The sequence below is a fragment of the Staphylococcus equorum genome, assembly GCF_029531845.1.
Taxonomy (GTDB): Bacteria; Bacillota; Bacilli; order Staphylococcales; family Staphylococcaceae; genus Staphylococcus; species Staphylococcus equorum_C.
In genome coordinates this window covers 1-17623 of sequence record NZ_JAMBPV010000011.1, presented here as the reverse complement: position 1 = coordinate 17623, position 17623 = coordinate 1, and the positions used below count along the sequence as shown (strand labels likewise).

The 17623-nt window shown below is 34.4% G+C and carries 14 protein-coding genes, 27 tRNA genes and 1 pseudogene; 3 read left to right on the top strand and 39 right to left on the bottom strand.

The window, feature by feature from the left end; translation table 11 throughout:
• Positions 1-294: 294 nt before the first annotated feature.
• On the top strand, positions 295-1146 hold the full coding sequence (gene purU / locus M4L39_RS11830; RefSeq protein ID WP_277582195.1) for a formyltetrahydrofolate deformylase: 852 nt from the start codon (positions 295-297) through the stop codon (positions 1144-1146).
• A 439-nt stretch (positions 1147-1585) separates the two neighbouring features.
• A pseudogene (locus M4L39_RS11825) lies at positions 1586-1961 on the top strand (4Fe-4S cluster-binding domain-containing protein).
• Positions 1962-2161: 200 nt separating this feature from the next.
• Here M4L39_RS11825 and M4L39_RS11820 read toward each other — a convergent pair.
• The 3 genes from M4L39_RS11820 to M4L39_RS11810 all read right to left on the bottom strand — a co-directional run bounded on the left by M4L39_RS11820 (position 2162) and on the right by M4L39_RS11810 (position 5316).
• A complete protein-coding gene (locus M4L39_RS11820; protein ID WP_277582194.1) occupies positions 2162-3442 on the bottom strand; it encodes a dicarboxylate/amino acid:cation symporter in 1281 nt (426 codons plus the stop codon).
• A gap of 119 nt (positions 3443-3561) precedes the next feature.
• A complete protein-coding gene (locus M4L39_RS11815) occupies positions 3562-4185 on the bottom strand; it encodes a response regulator (RefSeq protein ID WP_277582193.1) in 624 nt (207 codons plus the stop codon).
• A 21-nt stretch (positions 4186-4206) separates the two neighbouring features.
• The gene (locus M4L39_RS11810; protein ID WP_277582192.1) at positions 4207-5316 is read right to left on the bottom strand and encodes a GAF domain-containing sensor histidine kinase; all 1110 of its coding nucleotides are present in this window, start codon (positions 5314-5316) and stop codon (positions 4207-4209) included.
• Positions 5317-5512: 196 nt separating this feature from the next.
• On the opposite strand from M4L39_RS11810, the gene M4L39_RS11805 reads away from it, so the two are divergent.
• Positions 5513-6340 carry an RluA family pseudouridine synthase gene (locus M4L39_RS11805; RefSeq protein ID WP_277582191.1) on the top strand — a complete coding sequence of 276 codons (828 nt, stop codon included), beginning with the start codon at positions 5513-5515 and terminating at the stop codon, positions 6338-6340.
• Between the two features lie 70 nt (positions 6341-6410).
• On the opposite strand, the gene fumC is transcribed toward M4L39_RS11805, so the two are convergent.
• The 36 genes from fumC to M4L39_RS11625 form a co-directional block, all read right to left on the bottom strand.
• A complete protein-coding gene (fumC, locus tag M4L39_RS11800; RefSeq protein ID WP_277582190.1) occupies positions 6411-7796 on the bottom strand; it encodes a class II fumarate hydratase in 1386 nt (461 codons plus the stop codon).
• A 247-nt stretch (positions 7797-8043) separates the two neighbouring features.
• Complete coding sequence (locus tag M4L39_RS11795; RefSeq protein WP_277582189.1) at positions 8044-8460, bottom strand: hypothetical protein; 417 nt, start codon at positions 8458-8460, stop codon at positions 8044-8046.
• Between the two features lie 208 nt (positions 8461-8668).
• On the bottom strand, positions 8669-8854 hold the full coding sequence (locus tag M4L39_RS11790; protein WP_277582188.1) for an SAS053 family DNA gyrase inhibitor: 186 nt from the start codon (positions 8852-8854) through the stop codon (positions 8669-8671).
• Positions 8855-8876: 22 nt separating this feature from the next.
• On the bottom strand, positions 8877-9476 hold the full coding sequence (locus tag M4L39_RS11785) for a 6-phosphogluconolactonase (RefSeq protein WP_277582187.1): 600 nt from the start codon (positions 9474-9476) through the stop codon (positions 8877-8879).
• Positions 9477-9660: 184 nt separating this feature from the next.
• Positions 9661-10131, bottom strand: coding sequence for a tRNA (uridine(34)/cytosine(34)/5-carboxymethylaminomethyluridine(34)-2'-O)-methyltransferase TrmL (gene trmL, locus M4L39_RS11780; protein ID WP_277582186.1), 471 nt, complete (start codon positions 10129-10131; stop codon positions 9661-9663).
• 1 nt (position 10132) lies between these two features.
• A complete protein-coding gene (gene queG, locus M4L39_RS11775; protein WP_046466317.1) occupies positions 10133-11263 on the bottom strand; it encodes a tRNA epoxyqueuosine(34) reductase QueG in 1131 nt (376 codons plus the stop codon).
• A gap of 180 nt (positions 11264-11443) precedes the next feature.
• Positions 11444-12166, bottom strand: coding sequence for an amino acid ABC transporter ATP-binding protein (locus tag M4L39_RS11770; protein WP_277582185.1), 723 nt, complete (start codon positions 12164-12166; stop codon positions 11444-11446).
• Entirely contained in the window at positions 12159-13622 is a 1464-nt protein-coding gene (locus M4L39_RS11765) for an ABC transporter substrate-binding protein/permease (protein ID WP_277582184.1), read from the bottom strand. The genes M4L39_RS11770 and M4L39_RS11765 overlap by 8 nt, the downstream gene beginning before the upstream one ends.
• A gap of 169 nt (positions 13623-13791) precedes the next feature.
• Complete coding sequence (locus M4L39_RS11760) at positions 13792-14874, bottom strand: PTS transporter subunit IIC (RefSeq protein WP_277582183.1); 1083 nt, start codon at positions 14872-14874, stop codon at positions 13792-13794.
• 262 nt (positions 14875-15136) lie between these two features.
• Positions 15137-15220 (bottom strand) — tRNA-Leu (locus tag M4L39_RS11755).
• 41 nt (positions 15221-15261) lie between these two features.
• Positions 15262-15336 (bottom strand) — tRNA-Gly (locus M4L39_RS11750).
• Between the two features lie 18 nt (positions 15337-15354).
• Positions 15355-15429 (bottom strand) — tRNA-Gly (locus M4L39_RS11745).
• 18 nt (positions 15430-15447) lie between these two features.
• Positions 15448-15522, bottom strand: a tRNA-Gly gene (locus M4L39_RS11740).
• Positions 15523-15540: 18 nt separating this feature from the next.
• A tRNA-Gly gene (locus M4L39_RS11735) sits at positions 15541-15615 on the bottom strand.
• A 7-nt stretch (positions 15616-15622) separates the two neighbouring features.
• Positions 15623-15696: transfer RNA gene (locus M4L39_RS11730), tRNA-Cys, on the bottom strand.
• An 8-nt stretch (positions 15697-15704) separates the two neighbouring features.
• A tRNA-Gln gene (locus tag M4L39_RS11725) sits at positions 15705-15776 on the bottom strand.
• A gap of 11 nt (positions 15777-15787) precedes the next feature.
• Positions 15788-15860 (bottom strand) — tRNA-His (locus M4L39_RS11720).
• 2 nt (positions 15861-15862) lie between these two features.
• Positions 15863-15936: transfer RNA gene (locus tag M4L39_RS11715), tRNA-Trp, on the bottom strand.
• A 17-nt stretch (positions 15937-15953) separates the two neighbouring features.
• Positions 15954-16037: transfer RNA gene (locus tag M4L39_RS11710), tRNA-Tyr, on the bottom strand.
• Positions 16038-16043: 6 nt separating this feature from the next.
• A tRNA-Thr gene (locus M4L39_RS11705) sits at positions 16044-16119 on the bottom strand.
• Between the two features lie 11 nt (positions 16120-16130).
• Positions 16131-16203 (bottom strand) — tRNA-Phe (locus M4L39_RS11700).
• Positions 16204-16213: 10 nt separating this feature from the next.
• A tRNA-Asp gene (locus tag M4L39_RS11695) sits at positions 16214-16289 on the bottom strand.
• Positions 16290-16301: 12 nt separating this feature from the next.
• Positions 16302-16373: transfer RNA gene (locus tag M4L39_RS11690), tRNA-Met, on the bottom strand.
• Between the two features lie 13 nt (positions 16374-16386).
• Positions 16387-16479: transfer RNA gene (locus M4L39_RS11685), tRNA-Ser, on the bottom strand.
• Positions 16480-16521: 42 nt separating this feature from the next.
• Positions 16522-16614 (bottom strand) — tRNA-Ser (locus tag M4L39_RS11680).
• Between the two features lie 12 nt (positions 16615-16626).
• A tRNA-Ile gene (locus tag M4L39_RS11675) sits at positions 16627-16700 on the bottom strand.
• Positions 16701-16727: 27 nt separating this feature from the next.
• Positions 16728-16801, bottom strand: a tRNA-Met gene (locus M4L39_RS11670).
• Between the two features lie 28 nt (positions 16802-16829).
• Positions 16830-16905: transfer RNA gene (locus M4L39_RS11665), tRNA-Ala, on the bottom strand.
• Positions 16906-16922: 17 nt separating this feature from the next.
• Positions 16923-16996 (bottom strand) — tRNA-Pro (locus M4L39_RS11660).
• 8 nt (positions 16997-17004) lie between these two features.
• A tRNA-Arg gene (locus M4L39_RS11655) sits at positions 17005-17078 on the bottom strand.
• Positions 17079-17101: 23 nt separating this feature from the next.
• Positions 17102-17187: transfer RNA gene (locus tag M4L39_RS11650), tRNA-Leu, on the bottom strand.
• Between the two features lie 7 nt (positions 17188-17194).
• Positions 17195-17269: transfer RNA gene (locus M4L39_RS11645), tRNA-Gly, on the bottom strand.
• 3 nt (positions 17270-17272) lie between these two features.
• Positions 17273-17354: transfer RNA gene (locus M4L39_RS11640), tRNA-Leu, on the bottom strand.
• A 13-nt stretch (positions 17355-17367) separates the two neighbouring features.
• Positions 17368-17443: transfer RNA gene (locus tag M4L39_RS11635), tRNA-Lys, on the bottom strand.
• Positions 17444-17449: 6 nt separating this feature from the next.
• Positions 17450-17525, bottom strand: a tRNA-Thr gene (locus M4L39_RS11630).
• A 13-nt stretch (positions 17526-17538) separates the two neighbouring features.
• Positions 17539-17614 (bottom strand) — tRNA-Val (locus M4L39_RS11625).
• Between the last annotated feature and the right edge of the window lie 9 nt (positions 17615-17623).

Sequence of the window (17623 nt, the reverse complement as noted above, 5' to 3'; positions counted from 1 at the left end):
TTTTATCATTGGCGCAATTATCAAAATAATCAATCTTATATCTTATAAATAAGTTACAAACAAAAAACATTTTGATTGTAAGCGTATTATTTTTGTGAAAAGTGTCATTTTCTTAAATTACTTATTACTCTTTTAAGATAAAAACACTATTAATCATTATAGCCTACTTTTCCCCTTTACGCATAGAAAAAGATTAAAAAAATTTAAAAGTTATTAAATTGAGCTATAATCGTTTACTTTTTTCAGAATTTTCATTATACTCTGGGTTACTTTTCAAAATTAGAGGTGCTTAAAATGGAAGATAAATACATATTACTAGCAACATGTTCGGACAAAGTTGGCATTACATCATTAATCACAAATATCATTTCACAATATGATTCTAATATTTTACATTTAGATCATTTTACTGAATATGAACATGCACAAGATGCCGATGGGAAATTATATTTAAGATTTGAATTTAATAAAGTGCCTTTAGTAAAAGGGGCTTTAGAGAAAACACTAAGTGAAAATGATATTGAATTTAACTTATTTGATAACAGTCACAAAACTAAAATTGCATTATTTGTTTCAAAAGAAGACCATGCTTTTAATGAAGTTTTAGTGAGAGTTAAACGTGGAGAAATACCTGCAGAAATTGCATGTGTTGTCAGTAACCACGAAAATAATAGACATTTTGCAGAAACATTTAACATCCCTTTTTATTATGTACCTAGCAATGATGCTAAAGATTTAGTTGAAAAAAACATTTTAGATATTTGTGCTAAACACGAAATTGAACTCATTGTATTAGCAAAATACATGCAAATTCTAAGTGATCATTTCGTGAATCAATATCCAAATCAAATCATCAATATTCACCATTCCTTCTTACCTTCATTTATTGGAGCAAATCCTTATAAACAAGCCTGGGAACGCGGCGTGAAACTTGTCGGAGCTACGAGTCACTATGTAACTTCTGATTTAGATGAAGGTCCTATCATTGACCAAGATGTGACACGTATCAATCATCGTTATAATGTGCAAGACTTAAGAAAAATCGGGCGTCATGTTGAATCAAGTGTATTAGCACAAGCTGTCGAATATCATGTACAACACAAAGTAATTGTTACAAAAGGAAATAAAACAATCGTATTTAATTAATAGTAAAAACAGCGTGTACTACTCGCTGTTACTCTATTCTCATATATCGTTTTTTAATAATAAAAATCAAAATCTTCTATTGTATATCTAACTTTTAAAAGCTAGCTAATCCCTATAATCTTTAGGTATTAGCTGGCTTTTTATTTACCTTCTCCCTATTAAGTTTGTTCATTTATTATTCAACTCAATGTAAGTGAATATCTTTAATTTTAATAGCAACTGTTATAGAACAGTTATTTGATTAAATATGCCTGTAATAATATCGCTCACATGTTCTCAAACTTTTCACAAGTTGTTTTAAAAATCTTCACATTCATTGTGAAAAGTTTAACATAGTTGATGTTATAATTGATGTGAAATCGTTAACATTAATCAATTGAGGTAGCTAATACGATAGAACCACACAACGAACTTACAACAGCTTCGTAGGGATTTAAAAATGGTCGATGGACCTGGTTTAAGATATATATTATTTACACAAGGTTGCTTACTTAGATGTTTATACTGTCATAATCCAGATACTTGGAAAATAAACGAACAATCTAGAGAAGTTACTGCCAATGGAATCATACCTTTGAAACCTTATTTTGACGCATCAAGTGGAGGTGTCACTGTCAGCGGCGGCGAACCATTACTCCAAATGCCCTTTCTGGCAGTATTATTTAAATGTTGAAAGGCTTGAAATTTCACCTTGTCATCAACTTGGCGTGTATAAATGGCAATCATTAGGTATTGCCTACAAATTGGAAAATATTGAACCATCTACTGATGAATCAGTAAAAACAGCATACCGTTATATCAATTTTAAAGGATAAACAGTAATGAAATTATGAAAGTGGATTCATTCTCACTTTATAAATTAAGGGCTTTTTAGCTCTACTCTCCAATAACAGTTATATGAAATTATAAATTGGTATTCAAAAAAGTCTCCCATTCAAAAATTGAACGGGAGACTTCTATTTTTAAAGAAATCTAAAATTTTATTTTTTATTAAAATATCATTAACTATTTATGCTTAAGCCTTTTTAGCTGCATCTTTTCTGTCTGCTGCGTTTGAAATAATTAATGCACAAGCTGCGTCACCAGTAATATTTACAGAAGTTCTTGTCATATCTAACAATCTATCTATACCTAAAATAATACCGATTGCTGCTGGGTCTAACCCAACTGCATTTAATACCATTGCTAACATAATTAAACCAACACCTGGCACCCCTGCAGTTCCAATTGATGCTACAACTGCAATCACTACTACTGTAATAAGTTGTCCAAATGAAAGATCCACACCTGAAATTTGAGCAATAAAGATTGTTGCTACCCCTTGCATAATTGCTGTTCCATCCATATTGATGGTTGCACCTAAAGGTTGAACAAAGGATGCAATTTCAGGTCTCACTCCCATTTTCTTCGTACATCTTAGTGAAACTGGTAACGTTGCTGTTGAACTCGAAGCACTAAATCCAAGCGAAATTGCTGGAATAAAATCTTTGAAGAACTGTAATGGACTTGTTTTCCCCATGAATTTAACTGCTGAACCATATACTACGAAGAAATGAATTGCGAGTGCTAACAGTACGATAAAGAAGTACATACCTAATTGTTTAATAGCGCCGAAACCAGCTCCTGTAAAGGCATGTGCAACTAAACCAAACGTACCAATCGGTGCAAAGACACTCATAATCATTGTCACGATATACATGAGTACTTCATTGGTTTGTTCAAAAAACTTATGTACCATTTGTGCTTTGGAACCGACCATAATAATACCGACCCCAATAAAAATGGCAAATGTGATAATTTGAAGCATATTTTCATCAGTCATTGATTGTAATGGATTCTTTGGAAATAAATTAATTAAAGTTTGATCGAACGATTGACCGGCTGCAGCACTTTGTGAGCCTTCTTCTTTATCTAAAGTTTTTTGATAACTTGAAACGTCATCGCTTTTTAATAAATCTGATTTACCTTCACCTGGATTAAATATCAATGCTAAAGCTATACCAATTGTAATTGCTAAAGCCGTAGTTGTTAAAAAGAACATAATTGTCTTTAAACCTATACCACCGAGTAGTTTAGGATCCCCAACTCCAACTACACCTAAAACGATTGATACAAATACTACGGGTACTACTAACATAAATATTAAATTCAAGAAAATTTGTCCAATAACATTAAATACGTACTTATCAACATTAATAACGAATGCAGATTGTGCAAACATATTAAAAATGGAACCAATAGCAATACCTAATATTAACGCTATGACAATCTTCATTGAAAGGTTTTTTGTTTTCATTGCATTATCCCCCTATTGTTTATTACTCTGTATTATATAGTAATTTTATATAATTAAAAGCAAAATTTGAAAATAATTACAAAAAATGAATCCGCTTCCAATACCATGGCTTCGCTATGTTAAATGAGATTGTTTTGCATCGCATATATCGCTGCTTGTGTGCGATCAGTTACTTGAAGTTTATTAAAAATATGACTTACATGAGTTTTTATAGTTTTCTCTGAAACAAATAATGTTTCTGCAATTTCTTTGTTTGTTTTACCTTTAACCATCTCCGCCAATACTTCAGATTCCCGCTTTGATAATTTATTAGTAAAATGTGGCTTTTTACTAACCGCTTCAATGACACTTTGTGCTTGAGGGTGTATCGTTTTCTCACCTGAAAGCACTTTCTTAATTGTTTTTATTAATTGTTCAGGCTCAACATCTTTCATCTCATAGCCATCTGCACCCTTATTAATAGCAGAAATCACATGCTCATCGTCCACATAGCTTGTAAGTACTAATATTTTCACTTCTGGATACGACTTTTTCATCATTTCTGTAATTTCAATACCATTCATTTCAGGCATAACTAAATCTAGTAATACAATATCAGGTAATTCATTTGTTTCTAAATATTTAAAGAAAGATTTACCGTCTGAAAATCCTCCTATTACATTTATATCGTCAACAGTTGACAGTAGGAATTCTAATCCTTGTCTTACAATATGATGATCATCTACAAGTATAATTCGATACATGCTAAACTTCCTTTCAAGGCATTATAATGGAACTGCTATATGAATTGTAGTGCCTTTATTTTGAGTTGAATCTATTTCTAATTTGCCATTAATCATTTTTGTACGTTGTCTCATATTACTTAAACCATGAGAGTCTGGTGGATTGGATTCATTAATATTAAATCCCTTACCACGATCTGCTATATCAATCGTAAAACAATTATCTTTTTGAATTAACGTTAACTCTATTTCAGTGGTATCACTATGTTTTTTTGTATTATTCATTGCTTCTTGTATAATACGATAAATGTTTTCTTCAACTATACTCGGAAGATTAATCAGTCCATCTACTTTTACAGTTAACTCAAGTTGTAAAAGCGTGCTGTATTTTTTCAGAGCGTTAACTAAACCTTGTTCTAGACCAACTGGCTTTAGCTGCCAAATCAAAGCGCGCATCTCGTTGACAGCTTGTTGGCTTGTTTGTTCTATCACTTGAAAAGCCTTCCGTGATACTTCTTCTTTAGTGATTCCTTCAGCTGCATGCGCCGTTAATTTTACAGAAAAGAGCATTTGATTCACTGAATCATGTAGGTCTCTTGCTAATCGATTTCGTTCACTTATACGTGCCGCTTCTTTTTCTTGATCTGTCAGCCAAATACGTTTGATTGCAGAGCCAATTTGAAACGCTACAGACTCTAACATTTCTAAATCTTCTTCACTATAGTGCGTTGTATGTGGTGTAGCAACATTTAAGAGACCGAACTGTTCATCCCCTGACCTAAGCGGTACAGTTGCATGGTGTGTGATGCCATCTGTCTCATCATGATAGGCACGATTTGCAAGGTTGATACGCGAACAATTAATGATATTAGATGCTTTGGTCAATTTCTTGTTTTGATAGGCTTGAACACACCAACACGTGCCTTCACACATATATTTACAGTTTTGCTTAGCTAATGCGCCCGGCAAATCTATATGTGATACAAGCTCATGCTGACCTGAATCATCAATAAAGAAAATCCAGCCTGTTGTAAATTTGCTTCCTTGAATTAAAGACTTCAATGCGCCTTGCATCATACTATATGTTTCTGTTTCCACATTTAAAAATTCTGCAATTTCTTTTAATAAAGCAAGTCTAGTCGGTTTTTCCATTTAACCAGTCCATTCTTTTATACAATATTACTTTACATACATTATACAGGCTCATAAACTATTTTAAAAATACAGTTATGATTAACCTTTAAAATGATTTAAATAACAATAAAATAAATGTCATAGAATTACTATGTCTAATATTTTTAACACGTTGTTTATGGTATGATTATATATGATAATCAAGGAGGATACTATGAAATTTGAAATCCCTATTAAATATAATCAATTAACATTGAGAGAAATTTTTCAACAATTGCACTTACCTAAAAAAGACTTACATAATTTAAATATGTCTAAGTCAATTACAATTAACGATGAACCTGCAACTTTAATGTCTAAAGTAAACACTGGTGATATAGCTTTCATACCTACACCAGAAGAAGTGAGCAATTATTTACCAAGTTATCGCTACGCTCAAATTTATTACGAAGATAATGATATCGCTGTTGTAATGAAGCCAAAAGGCGTTAAAACGCACCCGAATGATTTAAAAGAAAGTAATACACTAATGAATCACGTTATCTACACAGTCAAAAGTGAATATGTTGAACCAATACATCGCTTGGACCAAGAAACGGTTGGTTTATTGATTGTTGCTAAAAATCCATTAATGAAGAAAATTTTAGACCGTATGCTAGAAGAAAATGAAATTGATCGTATTTATAAAGCAAATGTGCACAGTTTATTACCTATCAAACCACAAACGATTGATATGCCAATAGGCAAAGATAAATTCCACTCTAACAAGCGTAGAGTGTCACCTACTGGACAAACTGCAATTACACATATCATTAATTCTAAAATGATTAAAGAAGATGTAAGCGAAGTAGATTTAAAATTAGATACAGGTAGAACCCACCAAATTCGTGTTCACTTAGCTGAAATTGGTCATCCAGTAATTGGCGATCCATTATACGGTAATTCAACACTAAGACAGCTACAATTAAATAGTTATAAAATTGAATTTATCCACCCACTTACGCAAGAAACAATTTCAGTAAGTATGGACGATGAAGTTTAAATCATATTAATATAATAAAAAATAAGCCAACGCGTTCTATTTAAAGAAGCGTTGGCTTTTTAATATTTTTTTATTTTGGTTCAACCATGTCTTCAGGTTTTATCCATTGTTCAAATTGTTCTTCAGTCACATGACCTGATTGTATCGCAGATTCTTTTAATGTAAGACCCTCACGGTGTGCTTTTTTAGCAATACTTGCAGCATTTTCATATCCAATGTGTGGATTTAGAGCAGTCACTAGCATTAATGATTGGTTTAAATAATTATCTATATTTTCATGAATTGGCTCAATACCAACTGCACAGTTATCATTAAATGTTTGCATGCCATCTGCTAATAAATAAATAGATTGCAACGTATTATGTAAGATGACCGGTTTATATACGTTCAGCTCGAAATTACCTTGAGAACTTCCGATACCTACTGCAGTATCGTTACCCATAACTTGTACTGCTACCATTGTTAACATTTCACATTGTGTAGGGTTTACTTTTCCTGGCATAATTGATGAACCTGGTTCATTTTCAGGAATTGATAATTCAGCAAGTCCTGCGCGTGGGCCTGATGCTAACCATCTTACATCATTAGCAATTTTCATTAAGTCAGTTGCTAATGCTTTTAATGTACCATGTAATTGAACTACTTCATCATGTGCAGTTAAAGCATGGAATTTATTTTCAGATGATACAAATGCATAACCTGTATTTTCTGAAATAAATTTAGCTACTTTATCACCAAATTCTGGATGCGCATTAATACCTGTACCTACAGCTGTACCGCCAATCGCTAAGTTCAAAATATGTGCTTTTGATTCACCTAATAAAGTTTCACATTTATCAAGCATGAAACGCCACCCACTAATTTCTTGTCCTAAACGAATAGGCGTTGCATCTTGTAAGTGTGTACGTCCAATTTTTATAATATCGTTAAATTGTTCTTCTTTTTCTTTGAAAGTATCGCGTAACGCTTTTAAAGCTGGTTCAAGTTTTGTTTCTACTTCATTATATAATGCAACATGCATTGCTGTTGGAAATGTATCATTTGAACTTTGTGATTTATTAACGTCATCATTAGGATGGATTGTTTCATCACTGCCTTGTGATTTTAAATATTCATTAGCTACATAGCTCACAACTTCATTAACGTTCATATTACTTTGTGTACCACTACCTGTTTGCCAAACCACTAATGGGAAATGTTCATCTAGCTCTTTATTAATGACACGGTCACAAGCATAAACAATGGCCTCTTTTTTAGCATCTGATAGTTTTCCTAATTCATTGTTAGCTAAGGCTGCCCCTCTTTTTAACTGAGCAAATCCGTAAACAACTTCGATAGGCATTTGTTCTTTACCTACTGGAAAGTTACGTTTACTTCTTTCTGTTTGAGCACCCCAATATTTTTCTGCAGGTACTTCAATTTCACCGAATGTATCATGTTCAATTCTAACTGACATTTCAAATTCTCCCCTTCATTATTCGTTATTCAGCCTTAGTATAGCATTAATTATTTTAAAGGGGCAATCGTATTATAGAGCGTTTACATATTATTTTATTTTAAACTGAATTTAAGAGTTATTATTTTCCTTTATTAACTAGAAGTTTTCACTTTCACATAAAAAACACCGTCAAAATCAATAAGATTTCACGGTATTTCATATAAACTATATTATCGCTTTATAAAACATCTAATAACTATGAAGTTTAGCTCTCTTTAGTAATGTTTATTTTGTTGAATTGTACTTTTGCTGCTTGTATTACCCCTACAGCCGTTAATATGAGTAAAACCGCACCGATAACCATAGTAACAGGACTAATCGTAACTAATGTACCTAAAAATCCAGTTAAACTACTATAAAAACCACCTAACGGCTTAAACAATAATACAGTTATTACAATACAACATATCACGCTTATAATAATTCCAGTTTGATTACCTTTAACGAATGTTGAAGCATTAACTTGATCAACAAGTCCACGCGATAAATTTATCTGTAATTTTATAACTTTAAATAACACGGGTAAGTAGAGTGCACCAATCGCCATAGGAAAACCTTTTATAGAGATTAAATTAACAATGACAGCACTAATCATAATGTATTTCCAATACTTACTTAACATATGTATAAGTCTCCTTAAATCCAATAATGATTTAATAATAACACATTCACTTTTAACTTGGCATTTCTTTTTAAATTGAAAACACTTTATTGCATTATTTGAATATCAAAACGGTTTAATTTTTACTTTCTCAAAAGCGCTATTTCTATAAATAGACATAAAAATAGCGCTTTGTGAATAAAAAATTCAACAAAGCGCTAAATTATAACTAGTTATTTAAATCTGAACGAACTTCTGGGTCATGAGATTTATCTAATTTATCTTCATCATTTTCCTCAGAAATTTGTTCCATTTCCTTACCAAGTTCAACTACATCATCATAGTCATTGACCATTTCATTTTCAGGTTCAGATACATCATTTTGTAAATATTTATTATCTTTTTCGTTTTTCATACCTATGACCTCACATTTTATATTAAGCAAAACGTGCTGTGAAATAATGTCTTACATCTTCAGGTAATCCTTCTGCTGCCGCTTCATCTAAAACCACGTTTACCATACGGTGCGCTTTTAAATCTGAAGGTTCGAAGTTTGTTTTACCATTTTCTTCATATAATTTGTGAACAATTTCTTTTTTATCAGCACCAGTGATAATTAAAATCACTTCACGCGCTGAAAACAGACCTTGCTTTACACTTACATTCAATTTACCATTAGTATCAATTGACAGTACTTGTGTAACCAATTTACCTTTGTTTTCTTTTGTTTTAATTTTATCACCAATAAATGATTCAGTATCTTCATTAAATGAAACACTATAAATTTGACCTTCGGGTACACCTAAAGCTTCAAAATAAGATTTGTTATCATCATAATCTAAAATGTTAATTTGACTAAAGTCTACAGGATGATTATCTACATTTTTCTTTAATTCATCTAATACTGGTGAATTATCATTAGAAAGGTGTAGACCTGCAATAGTTGTCGGATTGTTGTTAAATTGTTTTCTTAATATATCTGCAGCATATTCAGCTACAATTTTTTCGTTTTCTAAAACTTTAAAGTTCATTGCCATAGTAATTACACTCCTCTTTTTTATTAAGACGCGTTCTAGCATTATTTTTATTAATACCCTTGATGTAATGGAGATAAACCACAACATTAGTAATGTACCAATTTGATTAATTAAATGCTAAGTTATAAGACTTGTCTCTATTATACAAATCTATTACATTATTTTCATTCATTTAGTGCATTTATTAATGTAAATCTGGAAAACTTTGTTGTCTTAATGCTTCATAAATGAGCAATGATGCTGTATTAGATAAGTTTAATGATCTAATATTATCATTCATAGGAATACGTAATGCTGTTTCTTGATATGTTTCTTTCACCCAGTCAGGTAATCCTGTCGTTTCACGTCCAAAAATAAAGAAGTGATCATGAGTAGTATCAGTAAAATCAAAATCTGAATATGTTTTCTTACCAAATTTAGTTAATAAATAATAAGTGCCCTCTGTTGCTTCAAAAAAGTCTTCAATACTTTCATGATAACTAATATTAACAGTTTCCCAATAATCTAATCCAGCACGCTTTAACATCTTATCATCTGTACTGAAACCAAGTGGCTTAATTAAGTGTAAATGTGTATATGTGCCTGCACATGTTCTTGCAATACTTCCTGTATTACCTGGTATCTGTGGTTGAAATAGTACTATGTGATTTGTCATTCTATTTTTCGCTCCTCGTTTCAAGTCCTTTTAACATTTCAATTTGAACCTCTTCTAGTTCATTTTCATAATGTTGTTCAATAAATGGTCTAGCAGCCTCTCCTTGAATTTGTCCTATTGCCCAATATGCTGTAGCTCTAATCATAGGTCGCGGATCATCTAATGCAACATCTTGTAATTCTGGTATTGCTGTTTCTTCTTTGAAATGTGCCAAAGCAATAATTGCATTACGTTGAATTGGTTTCTTACCTCTCCATGCCCCTGCTAAATGGCCATAAGTATTTTTAAATTCTTTATTGCTCATTTTTAATAAAGGCACGAGTCTTGGTTTTAAAATTTCAGGTTCTAATTCTATATCGTCATGTTGTGTGTTAATTCCTTTATTTTTCGGACACACTTGTTGACATGTATCACATCCATAAAGACGATTACCAATTTTATAACGATATTCATCTTCTAGATAGCCTTTCGTCTGAGTTAAAAAGCTAATACATTTCTGACTATTTAACTGGCCATCACCAACAAGTGCTCCTGTTGGACAACGATCGACACAAATCGTACAATCGCCACAGCTATCGATTAACGGGTCATCAGGTGCAAAAGGTATGCTAACTAGCATTTCCCCTAAATACGTCCATGTACCGAGGTCAGGATTGATGACAAACCCATTTCTTCCTACAAAACCAAGTCCTGCCCGTTCAGCTACAGCACGATCAGATAATGCGCCAGTATCTACCATCGATTTAATTTCGACGTCTTCTACTCTGGATTCTAGATACTCACCCAATTTATCTAATCGTTTTCTCATAATAGAATGATAATCTTGCCCCCAAGAGGCTCTGGCAAACATCCCTCTTCTGTCTCCGCGAACGCTTTTAGGTGCACCTTTTAATTTATTTGGATAGCCAACGCCTATTGCAATAATAGATCTCGCTGTTGGCAAATTTAATTTCGGTTCTGTTCTTAACTCTATATCAGATTCTTCAAAACCAGATGCATAACCTTTTGCATGATAATCCACTAATTTCTGCTTCATTTCATCAAAAGGATCAGCCGTCGTAAAACCAATACTATCAATACCAATTGAATGGGCATAGTCTATTACATCTTGTTTTAATTGGTTCAAATCCATTTTTTTACACCCCACCTTAAAAACATACATTCTACAGTTTAACACATTCATAGCGCTTTGGAGTATTACCTATATTACTTTTATTATAATTTATATACTAAACAATAAAAGACCAAATCGATAGAATAAGATTGTTTTTGAACAATCAAAATTTACCAACTTGGTCTTACTATTTAATAATTATAAAACTCTTGATAAGAAGTTTTTCGTTCTTTCATGTTGTTGATGGTCAAAGACTTCTTCTGGTGTCCCAGATTCAACGATGACACCATCAGCCATAAATACTACTTTATCACTTACATCCCTAGCAAAGTGCATTTCATGGGTTACAACTACCATTGTCATACCTTCTTTAGCTAGATCCTTCATAACTTTCAATACATCTCCTACAACCTCTGGATCGAGCGCTGATGTTGGTTCGTCAAACAATAGAACTTCAGGGTTCATTGCTAATGCTCTAGCAATTGCCACCCTTTGCTTTTGACCACCAGATAATTGTGCTGGATATGCATCAGATTTATCTTCTAAACCTACTTTTTCTAATAACAACTGCGCATCTTGTTTTAAGTCCTTTTGATTCCCTTTTTTTAATAAACTAGGCGCTAAAATGACATTATCTATTACTTTTTTATGCGGGAATAAATTGAAATTTTGAAATACCATTCCCATTTGTTGACGCAATTTTTCTAATTCTGTATTTTTACTTGTTAAATTATTGTCTTTAAATATAACTTCACCGCTAGTTGGCGTCTCTAATAAATTCATACAACGTAGTAATGTACTTTTCCCACTACCTGAAGGACCTATGATTGCAACCACTTCGCCTTGGTTTACAGTAAAATCAATGCCTTTTAAAACTTCATTTTTATCAAATGACTTGTATAAGTTTTTAATATTAATCACTAACTTTCAATCTCCCTTCAAAGAAATACATAACTCTAGATAACGTAAATGTGAGAATAAAATACAGTATTGCAGCTATGATTAATGGTGTAAATGGATCAAATGAGGCACCTTGAACAACTTGGGCATTAAACATAATCTCACTCACACCGATTACAGATACAATAGAAGATTCTTTAATAACTGTTACAAACTCATTACCTAAAGCAGGCAAAATATTTTTAATAGCTTGTGGTAATACAACTGATTTCATAGTTTGACCATAAGATAATCCTAAACTACGAGCAGCTTCAGTTTGCCCCTTGTCTACCGCATTTATACCAGCTCTGATAATTTCAGCAATATATGCAGAACAGTTAATTACAAGCGCGATCATACCACAAATTAATGCAGAGATATTTAAACCTAATACTGCAGTGGTACCGAAGTAAACTAAAAATACTTGGACCAACAATGGTGTACCTCTTAAGAATTCTATATAAGCTGAAGCTAACCATCTTAAAATTCTAATTTTACTTAGTTTTAATAATGCAATAAATGCACCAAACACTGCACCTAGCACTACACCTACAACTGAAATTAGTATTGTATTTTGAATACCTTTTATAAAGAAGTTTCCATATTTAGTAAAGAAATTTCCATCGTCCTTTTTCATCGCTTCTGCAGCTGATGCTTTGTAATCTGCTAATAAATCTTTATCTTTAACATCTTTAATAGAGTCATTAAGCCTTTTCATTAATTCAGGGGAATTTTTAGGTAGCGCAATTGCTGTTTTTTTCGTACCTTCATTAAATTTTACACCTTCTGCAAATGCTAAATCTTCATTTTGCTTCAAGTAAGCTTCCGCTACTGGTCCTTCAATAACCATCCCATTTATTTTGCCACTCTTCAATGACATAATCACTTCAGGTACCCTCGTTAAAGATTGTATTTGTGCATTTTCAATTTCTGTTTGCGCAATTTTTTCTTGTTGTGTTTGTTTTTGCACACCAATTTTTTGATTTGCAAAATCATCTATATTTTGAAATCTGTCTGCCTCAGACTTTTTAACAATCATTTTTTGTTCAACTGTCATATAAGGATCTGAAAAGTCCACTTCTTTTTCACGTTCAGGTGTTGGTGTCATCCCAGAAATAATTAAATCGACTTTCCCAGTTTGTATTGCTCCTAACAAACTATCAAACTGCATATTAACAATTTTTAACTTTACATCATTGTCTTTTGCAATTTTCTTTGCCAAATCAATATCAATACCAGCATATTCAGATTTACCGTTCACATTATGTTCAAATTCATAAGGCGCATAATCTGCCGATAAACCTACTCTCAATTCTCCTCGTTCTTTAATTTTATCCCATTGATCTTCTTCTGCTGCTTGAGCATCAGAATTTATGTATGTAATTATGGCGCTAATAAATATAATAAAGACCATAAATAATTTAACAATGTGTTTCATCTTTGTTAGCCCCTCTCTATATAATTAATTATTATACATAATAACGCAATATTATTCAATAAGTTTTTATATTATAGCTATATATAAGAGTGATTTTTAATAAATCATCCAAATTATGCATTATTTATGTATAAAAAAAGCAACCTAATAAATATAAGGTTGCTTTGGATTACTGTTTAGGAATTTCAAAACTGTATATTTCATCAGTATATTTACCGATGAATTTTTTACATAATTCATGAACAAAAAATGCTGAAACAAAAGGAATAATAAAATACCCAAAAATTAATAATATGATATTTATTGTTGGATCTCCAGACATACGGTTAAAGGCATTGATTGGGCCTACAAGTCCTGTATAACCAAAACCAGCTGACATTGGCGTACCTTCAATACCAATAAAGTAAGCAATCAAACCGCCTATAACACCATTAATTATTAAAGGTATCGCAATGATTAAATGTCTGAAATAGACAGGTATCATCATTTTAGCTGCACCAATAATTAGTACTAGATTCACTCCAGCGCCATTAACTCTGATTGATCCAAATAAGAATGTAACACAAGCTGCAACAATTCCCATATTAGCTGCACCACTACCAAGTCCTGATAAACTAATTGCTGTTGCAATAGCTACAACCGATATTGGAGTTACCATCAGCAATGAATACGTCACACAAATTAGCACTGACATTAATAATGGATTAAGTTCAGTAAATGAATGTACTATGTGCCCTAACCCTTTTGTAACATTAGATACATAGCCTAATGTGTATAAACCAATTATTCCACTTACCACTGGAATAATGACTGGTAACACGATCATTTCTAATGAACCTAATTTATTTTGTAATATTAAGTATAAAAAACAAGCAATAATTACAACTAAAATAGTATTAATAATATCACCAATACCATTTAACATGAATCCATCAGGAGTAATTTTAACAGCGCCACTACCCAACATAGCAGAAACTCCTATCATAGTTGCGCCGGCACCATTAAATTTAAATTGATGCGCAGCCAATACACCTATAATAAAAGCCATAAATGATTGGATTAACACTACTAATTGATACACTGTTTCTAATAACGCATTACCTTCTTTAAAAAACTTTAATAGTTCACCTAATAGTGCATTAGGTATTAACGCAATAACTACCCCTGCGCCAACAGCTTGTAAGATATTACCAAAGAATTGCTTTCCATTTGGTTTAGTTGTTTTAGTTTTGGTTGTTTTAGTTTTAACCATTGAATTTTCCTCCAAATATAACATTAGACTAATAATATTATACTTTAGCTAAAACCACAATATCCACTTTGATTTTATTAATATTGTATACATGCTTTTACAAAGGCTTTTTATCAAATGAGTAAAATAGTACATTGTTAATAAGTAATAGATATAAACAGTGAATATATTTAAAATCATTAGCTCATAATTCATTTCAAACATAAAAAAGCAACCTCACATTATGAGGTTGCTTAACATGTACATCTAAGTACCTTATATATACCGGCGGTCGGGATCGAACCGACACTCCAATAATGGAACGGGATTTTGAGTCCCGCGCGTCTGCCAATTCCGCCACGCCGGCTCAATTTAATAAATAAAAAACTCCCAATGTGGAAGTATCAATGGAGCGGAAGATAGGACTTACACCTATACCTCATTCCGGGAAGGAACGTGTTCTAAAAATTGAACTACTCCCGCATGCAAATATATTAATTATGGAGCGGAAGATAGGACTTACACCTATACCTCGTTCCGGGAAGGAACGTGTTCTAAAAATTGAACTACTCCCGCATGGGATATAAATAAATATGGAGCGGAAGATAGGACTTACACCTATACCTCGTTCCGGGAAGGAACTTATTCTAAGAGTTGAACTACTCCCGCATGCAAATATATTAATTATGGAGCGGAAGATAGGACTTGCACCTATACCTCGTTCCGGGAAGGAACGTGTTCTAAAAGTTGAACTACTCCCGCATATTGATGGAGGCGGCAACCGGATTTGAACCGGTGATAGAGGTTTTGCAGACCTCTGCCTTACCACTTGGCTATGCCGCCAATAAAAACTGGGCTAGCTGGATTCGAACCAACGAGTGACGGAGTCAAAGTCCGTTGCCTTACCGCTTGGCTATAGCCCAAAAATATAAAGGGCGGATGGTGGGGATCGAACCCACGAGTGTCGGAACCACAATCCGATGTGTTAACCACTTCACCACAACCGCCATGGCAGGGGCAGTAGGAATCGAACCCACATCAAAGGTTTTGGAGACCTGTATTCTACCGTTGAAATATGCCCCTATTAAATTAAAGTTATATGGTGGAGGGGGGCAGATTCGAACTGCCGAACCCGGAGGAGCGGATTTACAGTCCGCCGCGTTTAGCCACTTCGCTACCCCTCCAAAAGATGGTGCCGGCCAGAGGACTTGAACCCCCAACCTACTGATTACAAGTCAGTTGCTCTACCAGTTGAGCTAGGCCGGCTTGCATTAAAATGATTCAGGACAGAGTCGAACTGCCGACACATGGAGCTTCAATCCATTGCTCTACCAACTGAGCTACTGAACCATAACAATAATGGCGGTCCCGATGGGATTCGAACCCACGATCTCCTGCGTGACAGGCAGGCGTGTTAACCGCTACACTACGGGACCTAAAATAAAAAATTGCGGGAGGCGGATTTGAACCACCGACCTTCGGGTTATGAGCCCGACGAGCTACCGCTGCTCCATCCCGCGGTAATAATATTAATGGCGGAGGAAGAGGGATTCGAACCCCCGCGGGCCGTTAAGCCCCTGTCGGTTTTCAAGACCGATCCCTTCAGCCGAACTTGGGTATTCCTCCAAAAATATTAGGTAAATAAATTATATTCAATTATTATAAAAATGGCGGAGGAAGAGGGATTCGAACCCCCGCGAGCCGTTAAGCTCCTGTCGGTTTTCAAGACCGATCCCTTCAGCCGAACTTGGGTATTCCTCCAAAAAAATTATATGGACCTTGCAGGATTCGAACCTGCGACCGAACGGTTATGAGCCGTTAGCTCTAACCAACTGAGCTAAAGGTCCTAAATATAATTTACAACTAATAATTAGTGGCGGTGGAGGGGATCGAACCCCCGACCTCACGGGTATGAACCGTACGCTCTAGCCAGCTGAGCTACGCCGCCGTTGTAATTTAGATTGTATTTAAATATATGGTGGAGACTAGCGGGATCGAACCGCTGACCTCCTGCGTGCAAAGCAGGCGCTCTCCCATCTGAGCTAAGCCCCCATATTATTTTAAGGATATCGGGAAGACAGGATTCGAACCTGCGACCCCTTGGTCCCAAACCAAGTGCTCTACCAAGCTGAGCTACTTCCCGTAAAATAGTGCGCCCGACAGGGGTCGAACCTGTAACCTCTTGATTCGTAGTCAAGTACTCTATCCAGTTGAGCTACGGGCGCATAATTCTATTTTCATGGGATAATGCCGAGAACCGGAATCGAACCGGTACGGTGATCTCTCACCGCAGGATTTTAAGTCCTGTGCGTCTGCCAGTTCCGCCACCCCGGCAAAATAATGGAGCAGAAGACGGGATTCGAACCCGCGACCCCGACCTTGGCAAGGTCGTATTCTACCGCTGAACTACTTCTGCATATGCGGGTGAAGGGAGTCGAACCCCCACGCCGTGAGGCGCTAGATCCTAAGTCTAGTGCGTCTGCCAGTTCCGCCACACCCGCGATATTAAAATAATGGTGAGCCATAGTGGGCTCGAACCACTGACCCTCTGATTAAAAGTCAGATGCTCTACCAACTGAGCTAATGGCTCAAAACATGGTGCCGGCCAGAGGACTTGAACCCCCAACCTACTGATTACAAGTCAGTTGCTCTACCAGTTGAGCTAGGCCGGCTATTAAAAATAAATGGTGGAGGATGACGGGTTCGAACCGCCGACCCTCTGCTTGTAAGGCAGATGCTCTCCCAGCTGAGCTAATCCTCCGTATAAAAT